This window comes from Cryobacterium sp. MP_M3, assembly GCF_015752155.1.
GTDB lineage: Bacteria > Actinomycetota > Actinomycetes > Actinomycetales > Microbacteriaceae > Cryobacterium.
Genome location: NZ_JADOVI010000052.1, coordinates 1 through 1,569, shown reverse-complemented (window position 1 = coordinate 1,569; position 1,569 = coordinate 1). Strand labels below are relative to the sequence as shown.

General features: G+C 62.4%; 1 protein-coding gene. It reads right to left on the bottom strand.

The features are described from left to right. Positions 1-37 precede the first annotated feature (37 nt). Positions 38-1,443, bottom strand: a protein-coding gene (locus tag IWX89_RS18295; protein ID WP_196904961.1) for an IS3 family transposase whose coding sequence is annotated in 2 segments (ribosomal slippage) — positions 38-1,095 and positions 1,095-1,443 — 1,407 coding nt in all. Because the reading frame shifts where the segments join, the coding sequence is not laid out codon by codon here. Positions 1,444-1,569 lie beyond the last annotated feature (126 nt).

Here is a 1,569-nt window from a genome sequence, read left to right as displayed (position 1 = left end):
ACCGGAATTTGTCAAGGCGAATGAGGCCAGTGGGAGTTTAGGCGGCTAGCGTCGCCGCGGGTTGGACCTTGTCTTGTTCTGCTGGTTTGTTGATCCAGACGGTGTCGTGCAGGGTGAGGATATTGGGGTCCCGAGCGGTGCTGAATCGCTCCGGGTTCTGGGCGCGGGCCGCGGCTAGGGTCGCGGAGCGTTCGATGGCTTTGCGCGCCGCGAGGCCGTAGTGGACGTCGGCTGGGGTATTCAGCGCGATGCCGGTATGCCGGTGTGCGTGGTTGTAGTTCTCGACGAAGTCGGCCATGAACGCGCGTGCCTCGCCCACCGAGTTGAAGTTTTCGGGGAACACGGGGGCGAATTTGAGGGTCTTGAAAAAGCCCTCGCTGAACGGGTTATCGTTACTGACCCGAGGGCGAGAATGCGACTTGGTGACCTCCAAGTCCGAGAGCAACGCGGCGACGGTCTTGGACGTCATCGAGGTTCCTCGGTCGGCGTGGACGACGTGCGGGGTGCCATGGATGGCGAAGATCTCCTTCATCATCTCCACCGCCAACTCGCCGGACTCGGAGGCGTGGACGTGGGCGCCGACGATATAGCGGGAGAAGATATCGATCATCACGTAGCAGTCAAACCAGGTCCCTTTGATGGGGCCGGGCAATTTCGTAATGTCCCAGCTATAGCACTGGCCAGGTCCCGTCGCGGCCAACTCGGGGATCGCCCGGGCCGGGTGACGTGCCATCCGGCGGCGTTCTTTGACCTGCTTGTTCTCGGTCAAGATCCGGTAAATCGTTGAGATCGACCCCAGGTACACGCCCTGATCCAGTAGTCGCGCGTAAATCTGTATCGGCGGCAAATCAACGAACTGAGGCGAATTGACCAGGTCCAGGATCCGGGCCCGTTCACCCCGGCTGAGCTTGTTTGCCGGCACCGGCGTGGGCGCCGGCACGGGCAGCGAGAGGGTGGGCTTCCGGGTCGCCGTGGCCCGGGAGACGCCGACGAGTTCGGCCGCGTCACGGGTCGGCCAGCCCGCGGCCGTGATCTGCCGGTAGGCGAGCATTACGGCTTCGTGTGCGGTCGTTCGTCCCGCGAGCTCCTGGAAAGATCTTCCAACAGCTCTTGTGTTTTTCCCATAATTGTTAAGACGACCTCCGTTCTCGCCAGACGCCGTTCCGTTGTCTCCAGCTTGCGGCGCAACCGTGCGATCTCGGCCTGCTCCGGCGTTAACCGGCCAATCCTGTCGCCGGGCTTCTTCCCCGCCAGGACACCGGCATCGCGAAGCTTTCGCCATTCGGTGATCTGTGAGGAGTAGATCCCCTGCTCCCGCAGATACGCACCACCTCCACTGTTCGAGATGGCGGCTTCATACGCGGCCAGATGGTCAAGTTTCTGCGCCGGGGTGAACGACCTTCTCGAGGTCGGACCGCCGGCGCGGGGTCCGGGACTACTCATGTGACTATCGTCGCGCACGGCGATCAAAGACGGGCTGGACATGGTGGTGGTTTCCTGATTCTCGCCCTACATCATGCGGCGGACTTGCTGTTAGCTACTGGCCTCACCCAACCCTGACACGTAGGG